The organism is Pseudomonas arsenicoxydans (assembly GCF_900103875.1).
Taxonomy (GTDB): domain Bacteria; phylum Pseudomonadota; class Gammaproteobacteria; order Pseudomonadales; family Pseudomonadaceae; genus Aquipseudomonas; species Aquipseudomonas arsenicoxydans.
This window is the reverse complement of record NZ_LT629705.1, coordinates 2,130,594-2,154,519: the sequence shown is the minus strand read 5'-3', so window position 1 is coordinate 2,154,519 and position 23,926 is coordinate 2,130,594. Positions and strand designations below refer to the sequence as shown.

Sequence of the window (23,926 nt, the reverse complement as noted above, 5' to 3'; positions counted from 1 at the left end):
CATACACCGATGAAGCGCTGCGACATCAAACGCCGACCTCTCTCCGATACAACGTTGGCCAACCTGGCTCCAGAATTAGGGGCATACCGTGAGTTAGACAGCTCTGGGCTCTATTTCAGGGTAAAGCCTAACGGGCAGAAATCGTGGGAGTTACGCTACAAGAAGCCCGACGCCAAATGGTCGTGGCTCGGGCTTGGCGGCTACCCAGAAGTCAGTGGTGCCCTTGCCCGACAAAAGGCTGCCGAATTAAGGTCGGATGCGGCAGACGGCAAGAATCCGATAGCCGCCAAAAAAGCGAGAAAAGCTGCGGAGATCGAAGCAGCAAACGAAACCTTTGAGTCCCTGGCTCGTGAATGGCATACCTCTCGCCTAAGCGGTTGGGATGTCGGCACAGCGAAGAGGATACTTGGAGCCTTGGAACGTCACGTATTCCCCTCCGTTGGAAAGCGACCATACATCTCAATCATGTCAATGGAATGGATGGAGCTTCTGAGAGGGCTCGAACATCAGGGAATCCTTGAGCAGATGAGCCGCGTAAGGGCGTACTGCAAAGACATCTACGATCTGGCTCGCGTAACCGGCAGAGCGATGAACAACCCCTTGGAGGGCGTTCATAAGTTTCTGTCATCGGGAAAGGCCGTGAACTACGCCCACGTCTCGCAAGAAGAACTTCCTACACTGCTCAGAGCAATACGATCATACCCACACGCCAAAGATGTTCAGCTTGGCCTGCAGTTGCTTACTCTCTTGGCTGTCCGTCCCAGCGAGCTTCGAGAGGCATACTGGGCTGAGTTTGACTTTGATAAGAAGCTTTGGACCGTCCCCGTCGAACGCAAAGGTCGTAAAAAAGGGCGTGAACACCTTGTACCACTCTGCAAGCAGTCACTCCGCGCTCTTAATGAGCTACGTCAAATCACGGGGACGTACCCATTACTGTTTCCCGGTCGAAGCGATCGAACCAAGCCTCGCAGCGATACCGTTTTTTTGATGGCACTGAGGCGCCTAGGGTACGAGGGGAGGCAGACAGGGCACGGTTTCCGTCATATTGCTAGCACCATACTCAACGAACACGGCTTTCCAGCAGACCACATTGAAGCCCAGCTCAGTCACAAAGCCGCTGGCGTTCGAGGGATCTATAACAAGGCCCAATATCTGGAACAACGTATGAAGATGATGCAGTGGTACGCTGATTATCTTGAAGAGCTAGAAACGGGAAACCTCAAAGTCGCACTTAAGACGACGACCTCCTAACCCCCTGTGTCAGCTTTACGGCGGACACGCCGAGCATTAATCAACCTTGCTGTTAACTCGTAGTAGTAAACGGTCGCGGGGGCAGAACAGCGCAGATAGTGCTCTAAAAACCATCTGGTGTGCTTTTCCTTCCAGGACCAGGGAGTCGCACAACTCCAGCGCTCACGAATCGCCTGGTGCATCCTTTCTGCCTGCCTGATGTGCCGCTGCCGCGTGGCATGCGCACCTTTGAGCACCGGACTCAGGAACAACGTCATATCAAACTCGGACGTCATCGCTGGCCTCCGATGTAAGCACTCACCACATCGATGCGGTTATGTCCCAACTCGTGGCTGATCTGCTGTCGTGCACGCTGATCGAGTGCTTGATCCTCTTGATGAACACGACCAGCATTAACGGGTGCGGGAAAGCCAGTCAGTTGTTCGTAGCGCTCACACGCGTAAGCCGCTCGTAGCTCATGAAAGCCTTTCAATCCATGCTCATGCAGTAGGTCCCGTGCTGGTCGCACAACTGATTGCATAAACTCTCTGTAGCTTTCGTCGGGTGCTAACAGGTTCCGACTGCCTGCGGGGGAGGCCTCGGCGGCCCTGTCGATGGCACCGCGGACTTGATCCGTGACCGCAATCCAACGCGGCGCTGATGCGCCTGACCTACCGCCCTTGGTGCCATCCTGGATATTGATCTTGCCCAGTCGTTGAGCCTCTCGTTGCAGCCGTGGCAGGTCCGCCAAGATCGCTTCACGCAGCCGCATGCCGGTCTCCCGAGCTAAGAACACAATGGCACTCACCCTCGATTGCTGTCGCTCTGACAGCGTTTGCGCAATCAGCCTGACTTGCACACGGTCTTGGCCTTGCGGTGCATCACTACGCACGCTTGAACGCTGTAGGCCTAGCGCCTTGCTCGGACTGGGGATTTTGACGTACTGATCACCGCGCAGCGCGGCCATCGTTCTGTTAACGCTAGACAGACGGTTCTGCGCGGTGGCAATGCCAACCTTGCCCTGTTCGACCTGCTGTCGCACATGTGTGGCGTAGCGCATGAGGATGTCGCGATTGATCTGTCGCGCATCATTGAGCCTCGGCCCTTCCTCGGATCGGCACCAACGCACGAATGCCTGCCAGCGATCGCTGTGGGCTTTGACGGTCGCAAAATGGCCGCCACCAAATAGATCTTTTAATGCTTGTGGTCCGGCATAGCTAAGCTGGCGACCAAAGCCGAAATTACGCCCCGCTCGCTTACCAACCCGAGCCATTTTTCTGCTCCTGATCGACTACAGCGAGATCATGCAAAAGGGCTTGCCAGTTCGCGTTCACGATGACGAACTGAGACCAATCAGTCGGGCGAAAACACAGCGTGTTGTCAGTGACATAGAGATCCGCACCCTCCTCTTTCAACCACTGAATGATGGCTGTCGTCGTGGTGCTGGTTTTACGGAGGGTGGCGACATCGGCGACAGCGGCGACAACCCTTGTCCTGCCTGGCTTTGAGCATGGCGACAAAGTGGCGACACTGGCGGCGACAAACCGCGCTTTCGGCTCCTTTTGGCGCAGAGCCAGGTGGTTGCGCAGTGCCTCATCAAGATTGAACATAGTGCACCTCGAAGGTGTGGCCGTCGGTGATCAGCCACTGATGATCAATCAACTCGACCAACAGCTTCGCGGCATGACGGCTGCTCTTACGGGCAAAGCGGGGACCGTTGCGGTTCAGCTCCCGAATACTGAAGCGTTTCCAATCCTTGACCTGCAGCCAGCGCAGCAGACGGTCCGCCTCCTCCTTCACCCGGCATACCGGCTCCTTCTCGGTCAGGCGCTGGATCTCTGTGAGGTAGTAACCGACCAAAGCGGAGGCCCGTTGGATATGATCGACCTCTACCACGCCGCTCTCCTCCACCACGGCCAATATGCCGGCGACGCGGAGCAGGTTATCGGCGGCCTTCGATCCGCTGGACCGTACACTGGCCAGTTCCCCAAACTCACCCAACTGGGCTTCGATGGCATCATGTAGATCAATCCAGCGACGGCGGGCTAACGGAGTGAGGGTCAGCGGTGATAGCTGCAGAGCACCGTCAGCGGAAAGTGACCAAGGCTGACGAAACAGCGCCGAAAGGCGGTGGTGATATCGCTGTAGGGCAGCGTCTTTGGACAAGTCGACAGCCTGGTAACTGCGCTGTCCGGCCAGGCTGGTGGGCCAGGTCATCAGACAGCGGCCGAGAATGCCTTGTCCCTGCAGCAACGGGTCACTGAGTAACTGCATGGCCAAGTACGGCTGCAGCATCAGGTGCAGGCTCAAGCGCCGGTCATAAGCCCGTAGGCTTTCCCCGGCCATGGAGCGCGCTCGATCAATCGGGCTGCCGTCCCAAAGTGACGATAAGGTCGTGACCGCTTTCAAACGGTTATCCCGACTCATGGTGCTGCTGCCGAGGAATTGCCCACCTTCGTCGCAGAACAGACCCATGCAGGGCAGGTCATGGCAGAGCCCTTTGATCAGGGCCTCAATGGTTGGATCTGTGGTAATCAGTCGGGGTGCAGAGGGCTCCGCTTCGAGCGCTACGCCGTTTGTGGGTTCGGGATCGGCAGGATTGATACGTTGCGCCTGTCGCTGCACGGCACGATACCGAGCAAGTTGTTCGCGGTAGCGCTGCCACTGTTCACGCTCCCATTGCCGTGCCGGCAGCAAGGCAAATCGGTCAGCCGCAGTTTTACGATCACCGGATGCGGCCACCGTGATCAGGTACAGCGACAGTGGATAATTTCTCCCGTCGAGGTGTAAACCCGCATGACCCTGAGTGGCCAGCGCCGAGGCAGCGAGTACTGATTGCGCGGCCAGTGCTTGGGGCACGCCTATCACTTCGGCCATACGCTCGACCGCAGGGCCAAGAACTCCGCCCAGTGCCTGGACCGGATAAGGCTCGGCTATGGGGTTCGACTCGATTAACGGTCGAGGGGAACGTGGTAGTTCAAGCTTCGGATCTAACTGCTGCATGGGCCCTCTCCTCGATGATTGCTGGCTGTCCTCACGTACTCCCGCCACGGCTGTTGAGTGTTATCAGGGATCAAGGCTCCTGCGGCCTGTGAGGTTTCACTGACGCTGAACGAACGGCTCCTTACGACCGGGAGCGAGGGCATGAACCCATGAACCTGGCCTCCTGGGCGCATCCGAAGATGCGGGCGGGTGGAGGCTGTGCCGACTGACGAGTTCGGCACCTGGAGATCCTGGGTAGGAGAAGACAACGACATGGACACCTGGGGCATGCCTGACTGTCAGTCAGGTGCAGCCCTTCCATAGGCTGCGGCACCGGTGCCTGTGTCGTTGTGGATGGCGACGAATCGGATTTGTCAGGCCGATTGTCACGGGGACAATTGCGGCAATGCCATGTACGACGTGGCTTGCAGCAGTGGTACGAGCGCCCGTCTCTTTCCAGAAGAAAGAGACGGGCGCGGATTGGCGCAGCGAAGTGTGCCGAGAGGTAAGGTTGCTGCAACGCAGCGAGGTAGGTCCATCGTCTGCCGCAGTGGGCAGATACGTCGAGTAGGCATCCATCACTCTTTAGGAGTGACCGTGCGAGCCGCCGGACGCTAATCGCACTTCGGGAGAACCACCACGCAAGTGGCGTAGCCTTGAAGGTTCTGGCTACCTGGGCTGGCGCTGTCAACGACAGCGATCCGTGCGCCAATTTTTATACCCACTCCAAAAGGCGGTCAAGCGTCACGGCCAAAGCGTGCAAAAAGTGGCGACTGTCGCCACTTTTGTCGCCACGCCCCAGGCCCCGTTCTGCATGGGTTGTCGCCGCTGTCGCCGGTGTCGCCACTCCTCTATCCATGCCCCCACGAAAGATCCGTTCTGACACAGGAACGGCACTGCGCTCGATAGAGATCGTGAGCAATTACTGACGTGTAAACGACGGCAGACGCCAATCAAATTTGAAATGAAATGGTGGAAAGAGGTGGCTTCAAGAAAAAGCGAGTGAACCCTCCGATCGGCGCGATCAAAGATCGCTGGATCGGAGGGTTTGGCGGGAAAAGCGAAGTCTCAAACGTCAATTAGAGCCTCAAACATCGAAACTTGTTGGTCGAGATGCCGCAGCTTCACGAAGGTTGAGCAGCGTCTGCTGCAAACGCAGCAGAAAACCGGCCTCGAACGCTTCCTGAAAGTCACCTGGACGATGACGTTTTCGATTCTGCGACAGCGCCCACCATAAAGGTAATGATGAGCCTCCAAGCCAAGTCTCTGCGCAACGAACGCAGTCCTTAATCGCCGGAGCGAACTCATCGCCCCACGGGGTTTGGATCGCAGGACAGCCTTCAGCGGAGGGGACAGAGAAGTACTCACCGATCTGTTGGTGAACGCGCTGAGCAGGGATCCCAGTCAGATATCGGAACGCCTTGTCGAACAACACTGCCGCATCATCCAAAAGCTCTACAGCCAGCTCAACGTCCTGCGGAAAATGAAGCAGAATGCTCTGCGCTCCATTAAGCCGAAGCGTGGCAACCTGCCGTAGTTTAATCGCGGCATCTTCAGACAGAAATCGACCGATTCTGTTGAAAAAGTCGGATTTTCAGCTCGCCTGAACTCAGGCACGACCACCACCGGAGAACCTACTCACCACATTCAGTGGTTTCTCGGCCCTTCGTTGACCTTTGCTGCTCTGTTATTGGGTTAATTTGAGGTTTTTTGCTTCGTGCAGGCGCACCTATCCCGTAGAAGGTGGCCCTTGAGATGCAAGTTTGGCCAGACGTCGCAGGTTCTGTACCGCGGCCGCCAGCGTGAACTCATCGGACGCGCCACTCATGCCACGTAGTCGCAAGCGATCCAGTTTCAGGATGCGCTTGAGGTGGGCAAACAACATTTCAACCTTCTTACGTTCGTGGCGAGAGCGCACATACTCCGGCGTCGCCGCGATGCGTCGAGCCACATCGCGAGCGGCTTCATGGACGCTGCGAGCGATCTTGCGGAACGCAGTGTTCGGGCAGCACTTGGCTTTCATCGGACACGTAGCGCAGTCGGCCTGTCGGGATCGGAAGATGATGGTGTTGGCTTTGGTGACGTGTGAACGCTCATTCTTGAAGGCTCGCCATTCGCTGCGCAATGGGTTGCCGGCCGGGCAGCGGTATTCCTCAGCCTCTTCATTCCAGTGGAAATCGTTACTCGAAAAGCTGTCGTTCTTGCGCTCGGTTTTGTCCCACACCGGCACATGCGGCTCGATGTCTTTTTCCTCCACCATCCAGGCCAGCATCGGAGCTGTACCGTAAGCGGTGTCGCCGATGAGGCGCTCTGGCTTGATGTCGAACTGCGCTTCGACCCGATCGATCATCGTCTTGGTGCTCTCGACTTCTGCGGTTCGATGAGCCGGTGTGGGTTCCACATCCATGATCACGCCGTGCTCGGTATCGATCAGATAATTCGTGGAGTAAGCGTAGAAAGCTGGGCCGCCTGAAGCAGCGGTCCAGCGGGCCTGAGGATCCGTCAGCGACAGGCGCTTCGGTAGCGTTTCGGCCAGAGCCTCTTCATCGAGTGCCTCAAGATACTCACGCACGGCGCGGGTGCTCAGGGATGGATCGCTCCAGTTGACCGGTTCATCTCCCGGTACGCCGCGCTGCCGACTCGCATCCGCTTTGATGATGCTGGCGTCCACGGCAAAGCCTTCGCCCTTGACCAGACCGGCGTCCATGCAGCGACGCAGGACTTCATTGAACAACCAGCGAAACAGATCACTGTCCCGAAAACGGCCGTGTCGATTTTTGGAAAAGGTCGAGTGGTTGGGGATTTCGTCTTCAAGGCTCAACCGGCAGAACCAGCGATACGCCAGGTTCAAATGGGCCTCTTCGCACAACCGCCGCTCTGAGCGAATGCCGTAGCAATAGCCGACGATCAGCATGCGAATCATCAGTTCGGGATCAATCGACGGACGCCCAATCGGGCTATAGAAATCGGCGAGGTAATGGCGCAGGTCGCTCAGATCAAGACACTGATCAATGCTGCGCAGAAGGTGATTGGCTGGGATGTGATCTTCAAGGTTGAACGAGTAAAACAGTCGCTCCTGCCCACTCGATAACTGTCCCATCATGCTGTGTGATCCCCCTCCGGCCAATGCGGAGATTTTGCCGGAGGCCAGCCAGGGGAGCTACTTTTTCAACAGAATCGACCAAAAACAGCCAGTCAGATGCGTCTAAGAATCTACGGGCGATTCATTGATCGACACCGAAGTCACCGCAATCGAAGCCGAACTTGAGGTGCTGCAAGACATCGTCCTCGACGCTAAATTATCTAGGAATACTGACCAACTGGCGGGGCTGAAACGGAGCGACCGCTGTACTTCTGGATGGCGTTCAGCAACGGCGAGGTGATCAGCGTTGAAACCAGGGCCATGATTACCAAAATGGAAAACAGCTGAGGCGGCATCAAGCCAAGGCTGTGGGCGATGTTCAGCACCACTAACTCCATAAGGGCACGCGTATTCAACAACGTGCCGATTCTCAAGGAGTCAGTCATTGAGAATCCCGCCAGCCTGGCGGCCAGGGTGCAACTGAGCCCTTTGCTTAGGCAGGCGCATAAGACCCACGCGAGGCACCAAAGAATGTCCTGAGCAGTCACCATGGATCCAAGTTCAACTTTCATACCTGTGTAGAAGAAGAAAATCGGTACCAAAACGATGTTAACGAAAGGGCGCATCCGCAGGTTCCACTGCTCAAGCAAGGCTTTGCATTGATACAACGCGGTGCCCACCAGAAAGCCACCAACAATGGCGAACACACCCAACCACGCGGTGATGACCGCCGTCACGAACACCCCGCCGATGATCGCGCCAAAATGCGCATCGCTCAGTACGGCAGCATGCTGAGTATCAGCTTGCAAACGTTTGACCAGCCAAGGACGCACACAGCGGAAGAACACCACCAAGAACAGCGCAATAGCCGCCAGTTTCAGCAGCGTTTGCGCCGCGCCTTGACCGCTGGTGAACACCACCACTGCGCCCAGGGCAATCCAGCCGATCAGGTCGTTGATCCCAGCGGCGGCAATCGCGGTCACCCCAGTCTCGCTGTTTTCCATGTTCCGTTCTAGGAGGATTCGGCCAAGGATGGGCAGCGCGGTGATGGAGAACGAGATACCGCAGACCAGCATCAGCCCGAGCAGATCAGGAACCGGGTAGTAGCGGGCATAAATGAAGGCGCAGAACATCCCGGTCAGGTAAGGGATCGGAATGCCCAGCAAGGTGATCCAGCCCAGGGCACGCTTGAGACGACGCTCGCGCAGCAGTCCGAAATCGAACTCCATGCCGATCTGGAACATCATCAGCACGATGCCCAACTGGGACATGACCGTCAGCACCTGTCCGGCGTTAGCATGCAGATACGCACCGCCCTGCGGCCACAGGCCACCCAGGAGCGCACCGAGAACAATGCCACCAGTGATTTCACCCACCGCGATGGGTTGACCAAAACGCTGAGCCATTTTACCAGCAACCTGGCTGCAAAGGATGATGACGACCAAAGCCGCCAACACAATGACTAATAGATTTTCGTGGGGATTGTTCATTACAAAATCCTAGGGAGTGGCGAGAAGCTAAGTTCGTGCAACAGCCCGTCAAGGGCCTGCTTGAACCGTTCCACGTCCAGCGTGGAGGTTTGATAGTTACTGATGGCAACGCGGATATAACGCTCGCCTTTCCATTCCAGCACGCTGGGGTAAGCTAGGTTTCGCTGCTGACAGAGCGCGACCAGACGAGTCACACACTCGGCACTGGCGGTCACAGGCCGAAAGGCAACCACCGGCATGATCTGCTGATCGGGTATCAAGCGATAAGCCGGATCGGCGCTCAGCAGCGCCCGCAAGTGCGCCGTCGCGCCGGTCATATTCCTCAGCAGTTGCCGATAGCCCTCCAGCCCCAGATGCTGCAGCAGGCACCACACGCCCAGCGAACGAAATTGGCGAGTGCCATAGAGGTTCATCTTGAAGGTGTCGAGTTCACCGCGCTCTTCCCAGTAAGGTCCGCCAGCCCAGAAACTGCTGCCAAGCAACTCGCCGTTGCGCACCAGCAGGCAACCTACACCGAAGGAGGCGAACATCCACTTGCAGGGGTCGAAGGTGATGGAGTCCGCGTCGCTCAATCCCTGCATGTGACGCCGGGCCTCGGGCAACGCCGCCAGCGCCAGCCCGGCAGCACCGTCAATGTGGAACCAGGCGTTGTAACGGCGAGCTAGCTCGCCGATGCGCCGCAACGGATCAATCGCCCCGGTCGCGGTGGTGCCCAGGACTCCGATCAGGCACATCGGCGTGTAGCCGAGCTTAACGTCGTGCGCCAGTCGCTGCTCCAGTTGCTCCGGGAGCAAGGCGCCCTGCTCATCGGTGTCGATCTCCACCAGCGCATCCGCGGCAAAACCTAGCACGTCCAGGGCCTTGGCGATGGAAAAGTGCCCCTCTCGGGACATGTAAATCCGTGGCCCCAAGCCGCCGGCCCGAAGCATTTCCGGATGCTGGCGGTGCAGCTGCTCGCGGGCCAACTTGAGCCCGATCAGGTTGGCCAGCGTACCGCCCCCGGTGAATACCCCGCCGGGCAAACGCCCGACAACCGGGTCGAGGCCAAACAGCGAACGCAGGGCGTGCAGCACCTCGACCTCGACCATGGTCGCCGATGGCCCCGCACGCCAGGCACCGGGGGTCTGATTCAGCGCACTGCCGAGGAAGTCCCCCAGCACCGCAGCAGGGTGAGGCCGCGGCGAAATATAGCCGAAGTACAACGGGTGGCTGACGTTGCACAGGCCCTGCTGCATCAACTCCACGGCCTGGGCCAGGGTATCGTCCAGCGACTGACCGTGTTCGGGCATCGAGGCTGGGTCTTGGGTTCGGACGGCGATCGAATCGCTCGCGTACCACAGGGGGAATTGCTCGGGCGCGCCCTGGACGCTGGCAAACAACTCCAACACCCGCTGGCCCGCGGCGAGGATCTGCGGGTTGGCGCCCCACTCGCGCGGCTCAGCAATCATGAGTCACCTCCTGCACCGCAACCTGCAACCGAACCTGCTGCTGAATACCTTGGTGAATCTCCAGCAGTGCCTCACGACTCTCTCCCGTCAGAAGGTAATAACAGTAATGGGGCTGAGCAGAGTCCGGCATGGCCTGCACCCAATCACCGGGACGGGCGAGCACTACCAGCTCGCGCAACTCCGCCAGTTGCTCAAAGACCTGCATGCCTTCGACAGCGAGCAAGGTCCCGCTGGCTTCGATCACCACACCGCCAAACAGCACCGCACCACACTCACCCACCGCCGCGGGCAATGGCACCTGTTCCAGAAGTAGGCGGACCTGAGCGGCATACACGTCGACCCCGCTCAACAGCTCGATGGTCTGCGCGGTGAAGCCGCCCCCAGGACGCAACCCCGCTTCAAGCACCCGGGGCACGCCATGCTGATAGCGGATTTCGACGTGTGCGGCGCCCTGGGTCATACCTAGCGCCCGCGCAGCGCGCAGCGCAAGCTGACCAATCGAATGCTCCTGTTCGGCCCCCAGCGAGGTGGGCCATACAGAAGCCGATTCAGCAAAGTAAGGCCCTTGCCCGCCTTCTTTCTCCAGCACCGCCAGGACCTGATCCGTGCCGTCGGGCCGCAGCAACAGATCGACGCTGACCTCCCGCCCTTCGCAAAAGCTCTGGGCAATCAATTGAAGGCTGCTGTGACCGTAGGCAAAGCGATTGCGGTCCTTGAGGGGATCGACATCGGTGGCCTGCTGGATCAGCTCATGTAGTGCCGCAAGGGCTTGCCGGTACTGATATGCATCACTGACCGCAATCACTCCCTGGCTGTTCATCGAGTCGCTAAGCTTGACCACCACCCGTGACCCTAACCGCTGGCAGACCTGCTCCCACGGGGTTTCCAGGGTCAACGGCAGCGTCGCCGGCACTGGTACGCCCTGTGCTTCCCACAACAGCGTGGCCAAGTACTTATTGCGACTGCAGACAGCAGTGGCCACCGACATGCCCGGCAGGCCCAGACATTCGGACAACTGCGCGGTTGCCACTACCGCGCCCTCATTGACAGGCAGTAGGGCACTGAAAGGATGCGCCGCGTGGTACTCGGCCGCGGCACTAAACAGAGCATCAGTCGGCCACAGAGGCACCTGCAGTACGGCCTCGACCGCTGGGTGCTCAGCTAGAGAGCGCCCGTTGCCGATCAACACCACCCGATAACCCGCGGCGCCCAGACAATCCAGCAGTCTCCGGCTGGGATAGGCATGAATAACGCCAATACGATGTGCTGACATAATATCCCTCCTTAGAATGAGCCCGTCCGGGCACCCGGCTTGTGCTCCAGTACCGTCAGCACCTGCCCGCCAACCTGCCGCTGGGTGGCTTCGAACAAGTCGGTAGTCATGTTGTTGGTCCACAGACGACCACGTTGGGACACCTCGAACGCATCCGCGGTCTCCGAGAGCAGGCCATGTTCGATCCAGCTGGCGATGAGCTCGGGATTGACCGTGGCCAACGCACGCTCGCTGGACTTGTCCAAGCGTAGGAACTTGGGAAACATCACCGCACCACGGTTCTCCGGACGGTCCAGCGCCACCGAGCTTTTCTCGATGCTCGGCAGCCCCTGTTCGATGGCGTCCATATACTTGTTGACGTTGCTGTGCTTCATGTAGCTGAAGCCGTCCACATAACCTCGAGCCGAGGAGCCTACGGCCAGTGTCTCGGCACGATGCTCACCATTGCCGCCGCCCCAGAGCAGGCGGAAGTACTCACAGACCTTCGCCTTACGGGTGTAAATCTGATCGGCGACATTGGCATAGCCCGCCTCGGCCAAGCGGTGACGTAACTGCTCGAACAGCGCGAGCATAATTTTCTCCGAAGGCTTGGCTGGAATGCTGCCCTCGTCCATCTGGCGCTTGAACTTCGGCGGGAACGCGAAGTAGTGCAGATTGTAGTAATCGACGCTGTCAAAACCGTCGTCGATCAGCCGTGTCAGGTCACGGTCTAGGGAGGCCAAGGTCTGGCCCGGCAGGTTGTACATCATGTCGACATTGATTTCGTCGAAGCCGAAACGCCGTCCCTGCTCGCGGACATTGGCCACATCGTCTAGGGTGGCGGCGATGTTGAAGTGCTTGCGCAACTTCGGATCGTAAGTCTGCAAGCCAAAGCTGATGCGCTGCACGCCTTCGTTCTTCAGTACCTCGAGCCGGTAGGGATCGCCCAAGGTCTTGGGCTCGCCTTCAAAGGAAATCTCGGCATCGGCGCTGAGGCTGAAGCTCTCTCTGATAGTGTTGAAAATTCGCTGCAGTTGCTCGGGCGACAGCACCGAAGGCGAGCCGCCACCGAAATACACCGCCCGCAGTTCGCTGGAGCGGCCACGCACGCTGGCCGCCTCAGTGCGGATGTCCTGGCACAGGGCGTTGGTGTAACGCTCATAGACAGCGGTGTCCTTGTCGACCCGCACATGAAACGGGCAGAACCTGCACATGTCCTGGCAGTAGGGAATATGCACATAGAGCAGGGTTTCCACCCCTGCGGCCACCGGACGCTCGAAGACCTGGGGCAGACGCTGATGTACAGCGTCCCCCAGCAGTGGGTAGAAGTAATAGGTCAGCGGATAGTAGGCCTCGTACATGGAGTTCCCCTTATCCGGCCAACACTTGATTGGCGTTTCCACTGAGCACGGCTTGCAGCAGTTCGCGATCAAAGCCGGCACCGAGAATCTTCTGGCACACCGCCGAGTAGCTACCGCACACCGGCAGATCGGAGCCGAAAAGTACTTTGCTGTGCACCGCCGGACGCTCGTGCAGCCAGTCCACCAGCACCTCAGGCGGGACCAAGGCGGTATCCAGGTACACCCCCGGATAACGACAGGCCATCTCAAGCGCCTCGTCGTACCAGGTCGGCTTGCCGCCGTGTGCAAAGATCACCTTGAGCCGTGGGAAGGTTTCTACCAGACGGCGAAAATCCCCAGGCCGGATGAACTTCTGCTCGGTGTCGCGCTGCGCAGTCAGGCCGGTGTGGAACATGATGGGCTGGCCGACTTCAGCACACATTTCATAGACCGCCATCATCGAGTCGAGGTACGGATCAAACCCATGGTCGGCGGGGTAGAACTTGTAGCCCTTGATCCCCCGCTCGAAATCCTTGTGCCACTCTTGGAGTGGATCAGCGTGGTGCAGCGGATTGATATTGCCGAACGGTACAAAGAAAGGATCGCTGCCGCAGAAGTCCAGAATCAACTGGCTGTCGATGGAAAAGTTGGTCCCCGGCCCGCACTCTGCGAGGATCACTGCACGTGCCACCCCGCGCTCTTGAAGATAAGCCTTCAACGCCAATGGATTGGAAAATATCTCACGAACATCAACCCCTTCCTCAAAAGGAAATTTGGTCAATAGCCCTTGAATGTCGTCACGCAGCAGCGAGAATCTTCCAGCATGAATATGAAAATCTACGAAATTCATTATTAAATCCTTTTAAAATGTCGAAATCACGTTCCACAGTTTCGGAGCTTCAAAAACTGGAGCGGTTTGCTCTACTGGCAATTGCTGCCGCAGGAACTCCGATAGTGGTTCGATGTGTTCCGCTTCGCGCCACTCAGCGGCCAAGTCTTCAATAATGTGATGCTCCGCCAGCAACTCTCCGCCGTGGTAATGCCGGATAATCGGGTGGAGAAAGTTTGAATCTTCGGCGCGTTTGATGTTCTCTCTGGCAATGCGAGAAACATTGAAAGGGTTGTCAAACTTGCGCTGACCAAACTCCAAGGTCAGAGTCATATACTCATCAGCGGCAAAGCGTTGTGCGACGTAGTCCTGGGGCAATTCAAGATGCCATTTCAAGCGCTGTTGTTGCCGGTCTATCAGCATCACATCTTGCAGGAAGCCTGGTTGCTGCCAAAGGGCCGAGGACTGATTGACCCGCTCGATGATGCGCTCGCATGCCGGCGCCACCTGCAACTCATGGGTAACCTGCGGCAGGGCGACTCCGTCGTAGCGCTCCAACAGCAACTGGCACAGAGTGCGCACGTTGTAACGGAAACCGTGAATGAACCCCGACATGTACTTCTTGTAGTCGAGGTACTGCATTAAGGTGCCGGCAAAGTAAAGGTCTGGAATATTCTGTGACTGCCAATCCACCTGCTGCGCGGGCAATCGGCCCATGGAGCACAGCTCAGGGCGGCAAGACTCGTCGAACATCGAATCATCAAAGCGAAAGCCGGTACAGGCAATAACGCGATCGTATTCGATGACTTCCTGCTCACCCTCGGCGTGCTCGTAGCTGAAGTAGGCCTTGAACTTGTCACCCTCACGCTCGATGCGATGCAGTTTAGCGTCGAGAATCGCGTTCTGCGATTTAAGCTGGTACGTGTCGAGCAGGTTGTTGTTGACCGCCCGCACATGCCCGACGTAGTGAGTCGACCAGGCCATACGCAATGGATTTGGGCTCGCCACATGGATCATCGCCGCATGCTCGATCAGTGCGTCGGCGGTCTCGAAGCCCGAGTTGCCCTTGCCCAGGATCAGCACTTTCTTGTTGGTCAACGGCACCGGGTCGATGTCCATATCGACATAGTGCTCGGCGTGTTCGATCCCCTCGATATCCGGCAGCCAAGGCAGTTGCACGCCGGTGGCGACGATCAGCACACGGGCCCGCAGCTCCTCGCCCGTGGACAAGGTGACGATAAAGTCCTGGTCACGACGTACGTTCACCACAGAGCTATCGGTACGCACATTAAGCTGATGCTCTTTGGCAAAACCGTCCAAATAACGCGGCATGTCATCGGCATCGGGAAAATAGCGCTGGCTGTAGTCGGTGAACCGCGCCGCGGCGCTTTCGCTGCTTAACAGCGAGTTCCAATCCCAACGCAAGTTAATTTCAGGATCAGAATAACCGGTATGGACTTTATTGATTGAGATCAACTTCCTATGCCGCGGAAATCGTTCAAATGATGTGCCCGCGCGACCACCGCTCTCAACAATCAGATAATCACGCCCTTGTTGTTGTAAGCAATAACCTGCCTGCAGCCCTCCCGGGCCAGCGCCAACAACCAAGTATCCATACGTCTTCTCAGCGGACATTTGAAGCTCTCCTTATATTTCACTTATTGACCAGAACAGCGCGCACGTAGACGTCCACGCTGTTGCAGTGCGGAATTAATGAGTTGGGCAGATCAACAGTAAAACAGGCCTGATAGCCACAGACTTACATCAAAGTTAAACCGGCTTGGAATTATAGATATCCAATGACCGCATGTTTCTCACCGTTGGATCTGATCACTTGGGTGCGAGTAAAACCAGCTTCATGCAACAGCGCCTGAAACTGAGCCGCCGTGCGGTGTTGCCCGCCGGTTTCCAGGAGCATCGCCAGGTCCTGCATGACCGCGGCAAACGGCTCGGCGCCTGACGCTTCCAACAAGCGATCGAGCACCAGCACTCGCCCTCCGGGATTCAACGTCTGGCGAACCCGGCGCAGCAGCTGCAGAGATTGCTCGTCATTCCAGTCAGAGAGAATGAACCCCAGTGAGTAGGCATCCGCGTGGGGCAGCTCACCGGACCAGAAGTCACCCGGCGCAAAGCTGACCCTTGAGGCCAGCCCCGCCCCGCTGATCCGCGCCAGGCAATGGGGCTCCACGGCAGGCAGGTCGAACACCACCGCCCTGAGCTTGGCATGCTGTTGTGCGGCGGCGATGGCGAAGGTACCAATGCCGCCCCCCAAGTCGACCAGGCTCGACGCGTCGCCCAGCACCCCCAGCTTCACCAACTCTGCTGAAGGCTCGCGGCTGAGGTTCCACATCGCATCGTGGAACGCCGCGCCACGGTCCTCGGCCAGCAGGTAATCGAAGGGTGCCGACGCGTCTTGCGCCAATTTCGACCACTGCGCCTGGCCGCTGCCCACGGCATCGCCAAGGTGGCGAAACAGCGGCAGAGTGTTGCTGTCGAAGTGTTCGAGCAAAGGCCCCAGATACTGCGACGACTGAGGATCCAGCGCGCCACGGGCGGACGTCGACAGTCGATAGCCACCCGCTTGTTCCTCGACCAGCCCCCAAGCAACCGCGCCGCGCAAAAACCGCTCCAGTGTGGAGCCATCCAGCGCCAGGGTTTGTGCCAGAGCGTCTGCCCCGGGGCCCACGTCAGCGCTGGCAAGGGCCTGGAAAACCCCTAGTCGATGCCCCTGCAGTAGAATTGCGCTGCCCATGAAGCCATAGAGCGCCAGGCTCACGGGATCCAGGACCTTCCCGGCCATTGGTGGTACTGCCATATCAACCTCCCTGTCCAACTGATGTAGTGATTAAACGCCCAGCTCGAAAGAGCCTTGGGCCACGACTTGCCCGTTGATGATCAGATGCACCTCGTGTGCGCCAGGGTAGTAACTTCTCAGCGAACTGCTTTCGATACTGTGATCGCGCTGCAGCTTCACCGAACCCTTGACCAGCTTCTGGCGCTTGCTCCACTTGAACACCCGGCGGTTGATCTGGCCTCGGGCACCCGGTGCGAGAATCGCGTAATCGACCATCAGCCCATGCTCGCAGGTGCTGTCGATCTGGATATCGCAATCCAGGGAAATACGCTCCCCTGGCTTGATCTGCGAAGGTCCGACCTGGAAGCGCTTGACCCGCACCGGCGCGGCCATGGAATACCCAAGCAGCTCCAGCGCACGGCTGTCACCGCGACGCGCCAAGGTACGCAGCGAATGGCGGATGACCCAATCGGTGTGCGGCCCACGCTCCTCGACCTGCCAACGCTCCAGCACATCGAGCACGGCGCTGGGATGGTCCTTGCTGATGTCATTGAGGTTGTTGGCCACCGAGCGGCGTACATACTCGCTGCGATCGTTGCGCAGACGCTCCAGTAGGGCCAGGACCGGTGCAGGGTCAACCAACAGGCTCGGGACCCGGGAGGCCCACGGCAGGCGCGGACGCGTGCCCTCCGAAACCAGCCTGCGCACGTCGGTGCTGTCATCGCTGACCCAGCCGGCCAGCACCTGCAATGTAGGCTCCAGGTAAGCATCCAGATAAGGCCGGATGGCGAACTCGCCGGTGAAGTGCTGAGTCACCTTCTTAATCGCCTGCATGGCGGGCTCAAAGTGCTCAAGACCGCGTGTTTCGAAAATATCGGCGATCACCCACACCGGGAACCCGGTCATGCGACCGAAGCGGGTCCCGGGGATCGGGTCAAGCATGCCGAGCAGCACCCGGGCCGCCGGCACAAACTCCAGGCCCAAACCATCCCAGAGGGCGTTGGCCATGACCTTGACCCGGGCCTTCATCTCCAGCGGTCGCAGGTCCGCAGGCAACGACGCGCTGTAGCGCTGCTGATCGAAGCTCGCTAGCAGAGCGGCAGCGCGACCGCCCAACTCGACGCCGAGCGGATGATCGAAGTAATCCTTGAAGTCCATGACATCTCCCTTGAATCAACGCTGAGCGTCGAGGCTGCTCTTATCAAATGTCAGCTCGTTGTAGCCATTGCCAAAGCGGTAGTTGCTCCAGCGCATCCAGGTCTGCTTGCCGGTCAGGTGGTTGACCATTCGCATCTCGCTGGCCCGCCAGTAGCGGTCCAGGTAAACACCATAACCGCTGTAGGTCTGGGTTTTGAGCAGCGCATTCTTGCGGTCGTAGTATTCGACCTTGAGCGGCCGGTAATACTGTTTGTCGAGCCAGGTGACCTGACGGGTGTAGCCGGAGCGCGGGTAAGCAGGGGTCATTTCCAGCTTGTACGCGTCCAACCCATCGACTACCTCGTCCCCCAGATACCGGTACTGATACTTATCGAGTTCCCAACTGGCCATGTCCTCGTAGGCGAACTCACTGCCCATAAATGGGCCTGACTTGTTCTCCGAAGCAATCCGTTTGACCCGACGCAGCGACGGGAAAAACTGCCACTGATCATCCGAGGTCAGGCTATGGGCGTGGGTCAGTAAGGTGGTGCCACGCACGTCCGCCGGACTCAGAAAACGCACCAGGCTCTTGTCGCCATCGGCATGCACTTCAAAAAACTGCACCGCCAACTCACGGGTACTTACCGCGCCGTAGGCATTACGCAATTCCATTTGCAGATCCGCCGACATGTCCTTCCAGCCGATGTTGTGCTGGTCCGCCTGCCTGGCGATCTCCTGACCTTTCTCATCCGCCACGGCCACGCTCATCTCAACGAGGCAGAACAGCATCGCCAGGTACTTCACGCTCTTCAGTCCTTTCACGCTTCTTCTCCAATGTCAGTTCAAGCAACCCTGGCAGCAGGAAAAAATCCGCCAGCAGAGCAATCACTAATGTCAGGGCGGTCATCAGCCCCATTTCCTGGTTCAAGGCGAACTCGGATGTTGCCTGGACCAGGAACCCGGCCGTCAAAGTCAGCGAGGTCACCAACAAAGCCGGTGCCGTGCTGGTGAAAGCCTCGACAACCGCTTCACCCACCGTCTGGCCGTGGGACTTGACCCGCTGCAACACCGCGTACATAAAGTGGATGGTGTCATCGACCACCACCCCCAGGGTCATGGAGGCGACGATGGCCACCGAGAACCCAACCTGCCCAACGCAGAGCCACCAGATACCCAGGGCCATGGCTGCCGGAATTACGTTCGGCACCATGGACAGCAGGCCCAGTTTCCAGGAGCGGAACAGCAGCATCAGCAAGAACGCAACCACCGCCGCCGAGGCGATGATCCCCCACATCATGCTCTCGATATTGCGCTGGCCGATGTGGGCGAAGATCAATGTGGTGCTGGCGGCCTTGGCTTCAATTCCCGGCGCGTTGCTGGCCAGCCACGACATCGAGCGACGCTCGAAGTCGAGCATCTGCCGGGTACTCAGTTCGTGCAGGGCCACCACGCTCCGGGTGACCGTGCGGCTGACATCGATCTGGTTGTTCAGGTCAAGGCCATAAGGTAAGGACTGCTCGTACAGCAGCAGGCTCTGCGCCGCCACTTCGGTGCTTTCCGGCAGCCGATAAGCTTCCTCGGTGCCAGTGGTTAGGCTACGGTTGACTCGCTTGACCACGTCCGAGAGCGAACTGACATGGGCGACTTCCGACTGTTGGCGCAACCAGGTGGTATAGGCTTCCACCTGAGCCAGAAAGACCGGGTCATTCACGCCGCTGCTTGATTTGGACTTGAGCGCATACTCGATGGTGTAAAGACCGGTGAGGTTCTGCTCGGTGTAGTCATTGGCCTGCCGGAAAGCAGTCTCCGGGCTGAACCAGCGCAGATACTGGTCATTGAGCTCATTGCGCCCGGCCAACGAGGCCAGCACCACTACTACAGGGATGCTTAGCCACATCAACATCCGCGAGCGTGATTGTACCCAAGTGCCGAAGCGGGTCATTGCATGTTCAAGCGGATCACCTTTGGCGCTGGGCTTGAGTGGCAGCAGCGCAACCAGGCCCGGCAGCAGAAACAGGGTGAACAACCAGGCCAGGGCGATGCCGATCGAGACGATGTTGCCCAGGTCACGGAAAGGCGGGATCTCGCTGAAGTTCAGGGACAGGAAGGCCACCGCGGTGGTCAGGCTGGTCACGGTGACCGGCACAAGGGTTTCGTGCAGCGCTTCACGCAATGCATCCAACCGGGTAGCACCCTTGCGCAGATGCATCAGGGTGACCGACAGCACATGCACCGAGTCCGCCACGGCGATCATCAGAATCACCAGCGGCGCAGACGCCGAGAGCGACGTCAGGCTCATGCCCAGCCAGCCCGCGATGCCCTCGGCGCTGGTCATGGCCAGATACACCACCGCCACCGCTGCCACCGTGGCCAGCACGCTGCGCAGCATGATCAGCGCGGCGATCAGGATCACCAGATAGACCCAAGGGGTCAGGTTGGCGGCGTCACCCAAGGCGGCTTCTAGGAAGGCGTTGTTGTACATCGCCATGCCCGTCAGGTGCACTTTGATCCCGGGAAACTTGGCTTGCGCCTCCTCAGCCAACTGACGGGCGAAGCTCACCACCTCGCTGTTCTCATAAGGAGAAACCCCGGCTAGGTGATACACCACATTGACCGCGGCGACGCTGCCGGCTTTGGACACCAAGCGGCCCACCAGCTGCGGCTCTGACAAGGCGATGGTGCGGACCCGCTGACGCTGCTGCTCGTTCAGGGCAGCGGCATCACGCACCAGATCGGCGACCTGGATGTTGTCCGCGTCGGCGTCGATATTCTGGAAGTTGCTGAGGGAATCCACCCGCACCGAATAAGGTGTCTGCCAGGCGCGCAGGGTGATCCATTGCAGCGCTTCAAGGGACGACTGGCTGAACACGTCGCCCGACTCCGGCGCCACCACAATGAACAGGTTGTCCGACCGGTCAAAGGTCGCCTGCATCTGCTCCTGCGCCATCAGCTCCGGGTTGTCCGGGGCAAGATACACCCGGTAATCGGTACTGAAGCCGAGTCGGCTCTGCCCCAGGCTGGCCAGATATGCCAGCCCTAGAAACAGCAGCAGGAACCCCCATCGCAAGCGCACTACACCTGACACTATCGTTCTCATCATTTTGACATCCGTTCCAAAAGGGCCATGTGATCGACGGTGCGCAAGCTATAGAACAACATCTTTTACGTCAACAGTTGACGCGCAAACATTTAGCTTGTAGTTTTTTTACATCAAATATGACGTCATATAAAGGAGCAAGACATGAAGCTGAACGTAATCAGCGAAGCAAATCAGCCCACCGCGGCATCGTCTGTGGTGCTGGACGGTCGGGTTTCCCAACCGATGTTTGGGGAACTGGAAGTGCGTCGCCTGCAACTTTCCCCTGCGGCGGACGGGCAGCCGGGGGTTCACGTGACAGGCGTCAAACAGGATCTCGCGCGCTGGGCCGAAGTCCAGGGCCCCACCATGCTGGTGGCCTTTCAGTTCCAGGCACCTAATGTCTCAGACAACGCCGATGCCCTGGCCAAGTATGTCGCCGACCGCGAACCAGCCCTAACCCGACACGGTGGGCGCGTGGTGATCAGCGCTGTCACAGAGCGTGGTGAGCAGTGGTCCTTCGACGGCTTCGAGATCATCGAATTCCCGTCGGCGGACGCCATGGGACAACTGATGCAAGACCCCGACTACCGCAATCGGACTGCGGCTTCCAGCGCGGTATTCGGTGGCGCCTTCGCCATGGCACCGATCCAAGCCGCCTAAAGCTGCAATCAAGGACGATAGGATGAACGCTTTTGCGCCAGGCCCTCGCGGGCATATGCTTTTCGGCTGTTCTGAGCGGTTTCGTAACGAACCGCTGTCACTCTTGAACGAGTGTCGGCAGCGCTACGGTACCCTCGTACGATTGCCCGTCGGTTTTGGGGCTTCCTTCTGCCTGGCCTTCGACCCGGCCGATCTCGATACCATTTTCCAGGGCGAAAACTTCGGTCGCAGCGATATCGCCGCGGCCTTCGACCCCCTGGCGGGTGGCAGCATGATCATCGCCGACGGCCAGAAGTGGAAGGAGCAGCGCAAGGCGGTCATCCCGTCGTTTGCCCTGCCGCGCCTGCGTGAGCTCGCGCTGAATGTCGACGCCCTGGCTCACGAACGCGTGGCCGACTGGTCCAATCGCGTGGACCACAACGGCGACATCGACCTGCAACACGAAATGGTCGAGTACGCCATGGACGTGCTGACCCAGTTTCTCTTCGGACACCGCATCGGTGCCCAGGCTATTGCGCGCATCTCGCACGGCTGGACCCTGAGCCTGCGCTATATGAACATCCGTCTGTCCTCGCCGGTTCCGCTTCCCGATTGGTTGCCGACGCCGAACAACCGCCGGCTGCACACCGCCGCCGGGCAGATCGCCACGGTCCTGCTGGAAATCATTGCCCAGCATCGCAGCAGTACCGACGCAGCCGCTGGCGGTTTCCTTGGCGACTTGATCGATTACCGCGATGAACAAGGCCAGGCCCTCGATGATCAGCACATCCTGCGGGAAATCATGGGCGTGTTCCTGGCCGGCTTCGACACCGTCGCCTCAGCCATGATGTGGACCTTGGGCGATCTGGCCAAATACCCGAGCTGGCAGCAGGCGGTACGCGATGAACTGAATTCAGTCGCCACCAGCAGCCGGCTCGACCTGAAAGACACGCCCGTGCTGGAACAATGCTTTAACGAATCCATGCGCCTGTCGCCGCCGCTGTGGCTAATCGATCGCAAAGCCGCCAAACCATGCGTACTCGGTGGCCAACGGGTGCCGGGAGGCACCAACATCATCATGAGTCCTTGGGTGACTCACCGTGACCCATCCTTCTGGGATCGGCCTCTGGAATACCATCCCGAGCATTTTGCGGCGACGGCGCCCAGCCGTCCCAAGTACGCCTTCTTTCCCTTTGGCGGCGGACGGATGAAGTGCATTGGCATCGGCTTGGCACACTTGCAATTGAAGGCGCTGCTCCGGCAGGTGCTGACTAACTACGAACTCAATGTGCGCCCGGAACACTTGCCTGAAATTGAACCGGCATTCGTTCTACGGACTCGCAATGGCCTGAAGACTTCTCTGACCAGGCGCGTAGCTCATGGCGTATCCACTGTCGCGATTTAGCCGAGGACTGCTGCTGGCTTGCCTGACAATCACCTTAAGCCCCTGCGCAAGCAGCACAGAGGAGCAGTACAAGCTGACATTCCAGGGCAATGGCTACGAGCCGGCGCGCACGTCTTTTGCAGGTCTGCAGTTCAAGTGGGACCGCCATGAACCAATGCTCGAGCAGATGTCGTTGGACATGGAGGTGGAATTACAGTGGGCGGGGCTGGACCGATACGACGCCGCGGACCTGCGCGAGTTTTCGTTGTCCTACCGACCGGGGCCTTGGCAACTGGGGGTCGGACTAAGCCGGGTGTTTTGGGGGGTCACCGAGTCCCGGCATCTGGTCGACGTGGTGAATCAGGTTGACCTCAGGTTCGACCCAGATGGCGACGCTCGCCTCTCACAACCTATGGCCTCGGTGGGCTATCGCGGCCTGGGGCAGAACGTGACGTTGTATGCCCTACCCTGCTATCGCGAGCGTCCGGACGCGCTGATCTTCGGTGAGCATGGCGCGCAGGACCCTGCCTATGAGCAGGACCTCTTCACGCCGCTGCGCTGCTCCGGACAGACCGACTTTGCCGTGCGCGCCACTCAGGTAGCCGGCCCTGCGGATATTGGCCTCAGTTACTTTCGGGGTCACAGCCGCGAACCCTACGCGGGGCACTCACCTTCCAGTTTCGACCCGGCGTACCCTGAGGTGGACAGGCTCGCCGTCGACACTCAAGTCACCCTGGGCGCCTGGCTGTTGAAGCTTGAAGCGTTGCTTCAGGACAGTGAATACGGGGTTGATCGGGCCAGTGTCTCGGGCTTCGAATATACCTGGGTGTCGGCCTTCAACGGTGCCAGTGACCTATCCCTGCTGTACGAGCACCTGACCGACACTCGCTGCGACAGCATCATTGCGTCATGCGGCGAGATGCTGGGAATCCGATGGATTGCCAACGACGTCGTGGACACCAACCTGCTGGTGTCCACCGTGAGGGATCGCCAAAGCGGCTTATGGGGTCTGAAAGTTCAGGGCAGCCGGCGCATTGATGAGCAACTGAGTCTGCTGCTCAACAGCGGCGGTATGTACCGAGCAAGGTACCTGTCCGTTGGGCTATCCTATGCGTTTTGATCATACCGGCAGCCCGTTTTTAACTCTGCCCTGCTTTACGCGTGGCAACAACAAACTACAGGATGGTTTTCAGGGCATGAGGCCAGCCTGAACGCGTTTTGCTCGATCGCCCACTGCATT

20 protein-coding genes are annotated in these 23,926 nt (G+C 58.9%); 4 read left to right on the top strand and 16 right to left on the bottom strand.

Annotation, left to right across the window (positions count from 1 at the left end):
- Positions 1-9 precede the first annotated feature (9 nt).
- Positions 10-1,251 carry a tyrosine-type recombinase/integrase gene (locus tag BLQ41_RS09865; RefSeq protein ID WP_090180074.1) on the top strand — a complete coding sequence of 414 codons (1,242 nt, stop codon included), beginning with the start codon at positions 10-12 and terminating at the stop codon, positions 1,249-1,251.
- Here BLQ41_RS09865 and BLQ41_RS30830 read toward each other — a convergent pair.
- The 16 genes from BLQ41_RS30830 to BLQ41_RS09780 form a co-directional block, all read right to left on the bottom strand.
- A complete protein-coding gene (locus BLQ41_RS30830; protein ID WP_090180071.1) occupies positions 1,248-1,526 on the bottom strand; it encodes a hypothetical protein in 279 nt (92 codons plus the stop codon). The genes BLQ41_RS09865 and BLQ41_RS30830 overlap by 4 nt on opposite strands.
- Positions 1,523-2,503: an integrase domain-containing protein gene (locus tag BLQ41_RS09855; protein ID WP_090180069.1), complete on the bottom strand. Its 981-nt coding sequence runs from the start codon at positions 2,501-2,503 to the stop codon at positions 1,523-1,525. Before BLQ41_RS09855 ends, BLQ41_RS30830 begins: the two co-directional genes overlap by 4 nt.
- Entirely contained in the window at positions 2,487-2,840 is a 354-nt protein-coding gene (locus tag BLQ41_RS09850) for a hypothetical protein (protein ID WP_090180066.1), read from the bottom strand. The genes BLQ41_RS09855 and BLQ41_RS09850 overlap by 17 nt, the downstream gene beginning before the upstream one ends.
- On the bottom strand, positions 2,827-4,233 hold the full coding sequence (locus BLQ41_RS09845; protein ID WP_090180063.1) for a YfjI family protein: 1,407 nt from the start codon (positions 4,231-4,233) through the stop codon (positions 2,827-2,829). The genes BLQ41_RS09850 and BLQ41_RS09845 overlap by 14 nt, the downstream gene beginning before the upstream one ends.
- Positions 4,234-5,299: 1,066 nt before the next feature.
- Positions 5,300-5,647 (bottom strand): LasR-specific antiactivator QslA, encoded by a 348-nt coding sequence (locus tag BLQ41_RS09835; protein ID WP_231997094.1) that lies wholly within the window; start codon positions 5,645-5,647, stop codon positions 5,300-5,302.
- Between the two features lie 294 nt (positions 5,648-5,941).
- Complete coding sequence (locus BLQ41_RS09830) at positions 5,942-7,315, bottom strand: transposase (protein WP_090180061.1); 1,374 nt, start codon at positions 7,313-7,315, stop codon at positions 5,942-5,944.
- Positions 7,316-7,515: 200 nt separating this feature from the next.
- The gene (locus BLQ41_RS09825) at positions 7,516-8,784 is read right to left on the bottom strand and encodes a cation:proton antiporter (protein ID WP_090180057.1); all 1,269 of its coding nucleotides are present in this window, start codon (positions 8,782-8,784) and stop codon (positions 7,516-7,518) included.
- A complete protein-coding gene (locus BLQ41_RS09820) occupies positions 8,784-10,232 on the bottom strand; it encodes a pyridoxal phosphate-dependent decarboxylase family protein (protein ID WP_090180054.1) in 1,449 nt (482 codons plus the stop codon). The genes BLQ41_RS09825 and BLQ41_RS09820 overlap by 1 nt, the downstream gene beginning before the upstream one ends.
- Positions 10,222-11,505: an ATP-grasp domain-containing protein gene (locus BLQ41_RS09815; protein ID WP_090180051.1), complete on the bottom strand. Its 1,284-nt coding sequence runs from the start codon at positions 11,503-11,505 to the stop codon at positions 10,222-10,224. Before BLQ41_RS09815 ends, BLQ41_RS09820 begins: the two co-directional genes overlap by 11 nt.
- Before the next feature lie 11 nt (positions 11,506-11,516).
- Positions 11,517-12,845, bottom strand: coding sequence for a coproporphyrinogen-III oxidase family protein (locus BLQ41_RS09810; protein WP_090180048.1), 1,329 nt, complete (start codon positions 12,843-12,845; stop codon positions 11,517-11,519).
- 10 nt (positions 12,846-12,855) lie between these two features.
- Positions 12,856-13,674, bottom strand: coding sequence for an amidohydrolase family protein (locus tag BLQ41_RS09805; RefSeq protein WP_090180045.1), 819 nt, complete (start codon positions 13,672-13,674; stop codon positions 12,856-12,858).
- 12 nt (positions 13,675-13,686) lie between these two features.
- Positions 13,687-15,288: an NAD(P)-binding domain-containing protein gene (locus tag BLQ41_RS09800; protein ID WP_090180043.1), complete on the bottom strand. Its 1,602-nt coding sequence runs from the start codon at positions 15,286-15,288 to the stop codon at positions 13,687-13,689.
- A 151-nt stretch (positions 15,289-15,439) separates the two neighbouring features.
- A complete protein-coding gene (locus BLQ41_RS09795; RefSeq protein ID WP_090180040.1) occupies positions 15,440-16,468 on the bottom strand; it encodes a methyltransferase in 1,029 nt (342 codons plus the stop codon).
- A 30-nt stretch (positions 16,469-16,498) separates the two neighbouring features.
- A complete protein-coding gene (locus tag BLQ41_RS09790; RefSeq protein WP_090180036.1) occupies positions 16,499-17,605 on the bottom strand; it encodes a hypothetical protein in 1,107 nt (368 codons plus the stop codon).
- A 15-nt stretch (positions 17,606-17,620) separates the two neighbouring features.
- Positions 17,621-18,406, bottom strand: a complete 786-nt coding sequence (locus BLQ41_RS09785; RefSeq protein WP_157695006.1) for an outer membrane lipoprotein-sorting protein — start codon at positions 18,404-18,406, stop codon at positions 17,621-17,623.
- Positions 18,354-20,684: an efflux RND transporter permease subunit gene (locus BLQ41_RS09780; protein ID WP_090180030.1), complete on the bottom strand. Its 2,331-nt coding sequence runs from the start codon at positions 20,682-20,684 to the stop codon at positions 18,354-18,356. The genes BLQ41_RS09785 and BLQ41_RS09780 overlap by 53 nt, the downstream gene beginning before the upstream one ends.
- 141 nt (positions 20,685-20,825) lie before the next feature.
- Between BLQ41_RS09780 and BLQ41_RS09775 the strand changes: the two genes are divergently transcribed.
- From BLQ41_RS09775 to BLQ41_RS09765, 3 genes are read left to right on the top strand one after another with little or no spacing between them, the layout of a single operon-like run.
- A complete protein-coding gene (locus BLQ41_RS09775; RefSeq protein WP_090180028.1) occupies positions 20,826-21,323 on the top strand; it encodes a DUF1330 domain-containing protein in 498 nt (165 codons plus the stop codon).
- A 22-nt stretch (positions 21,324-21,345) separates the two neighbouring features.
- Entirely contained in the window at positions 21,346-22,707 is a 1,362-nt protein-coding gene (locus BLQ41_RS09770; protein WP_090180025.1) for a cytochrome P450, read from the top strand.
- Positions 22,682-23,806 (top strand): hypothetical protein, encoded by a 1,125-nt coding sequence (locus BLQ41_RS09765; protein WP_090180022.1) that lies wholly within the window; start codon positions 22,682-22,684, stop codon positions 23,804-23,806. The genes BLQ41_RS09770 and BLQ41_RS09765 overlap by 26 nt, the downstream gene beginning before the upstream one ends.
- Positions 23,807-23,926: the final 120 nt, after the last annotated feature.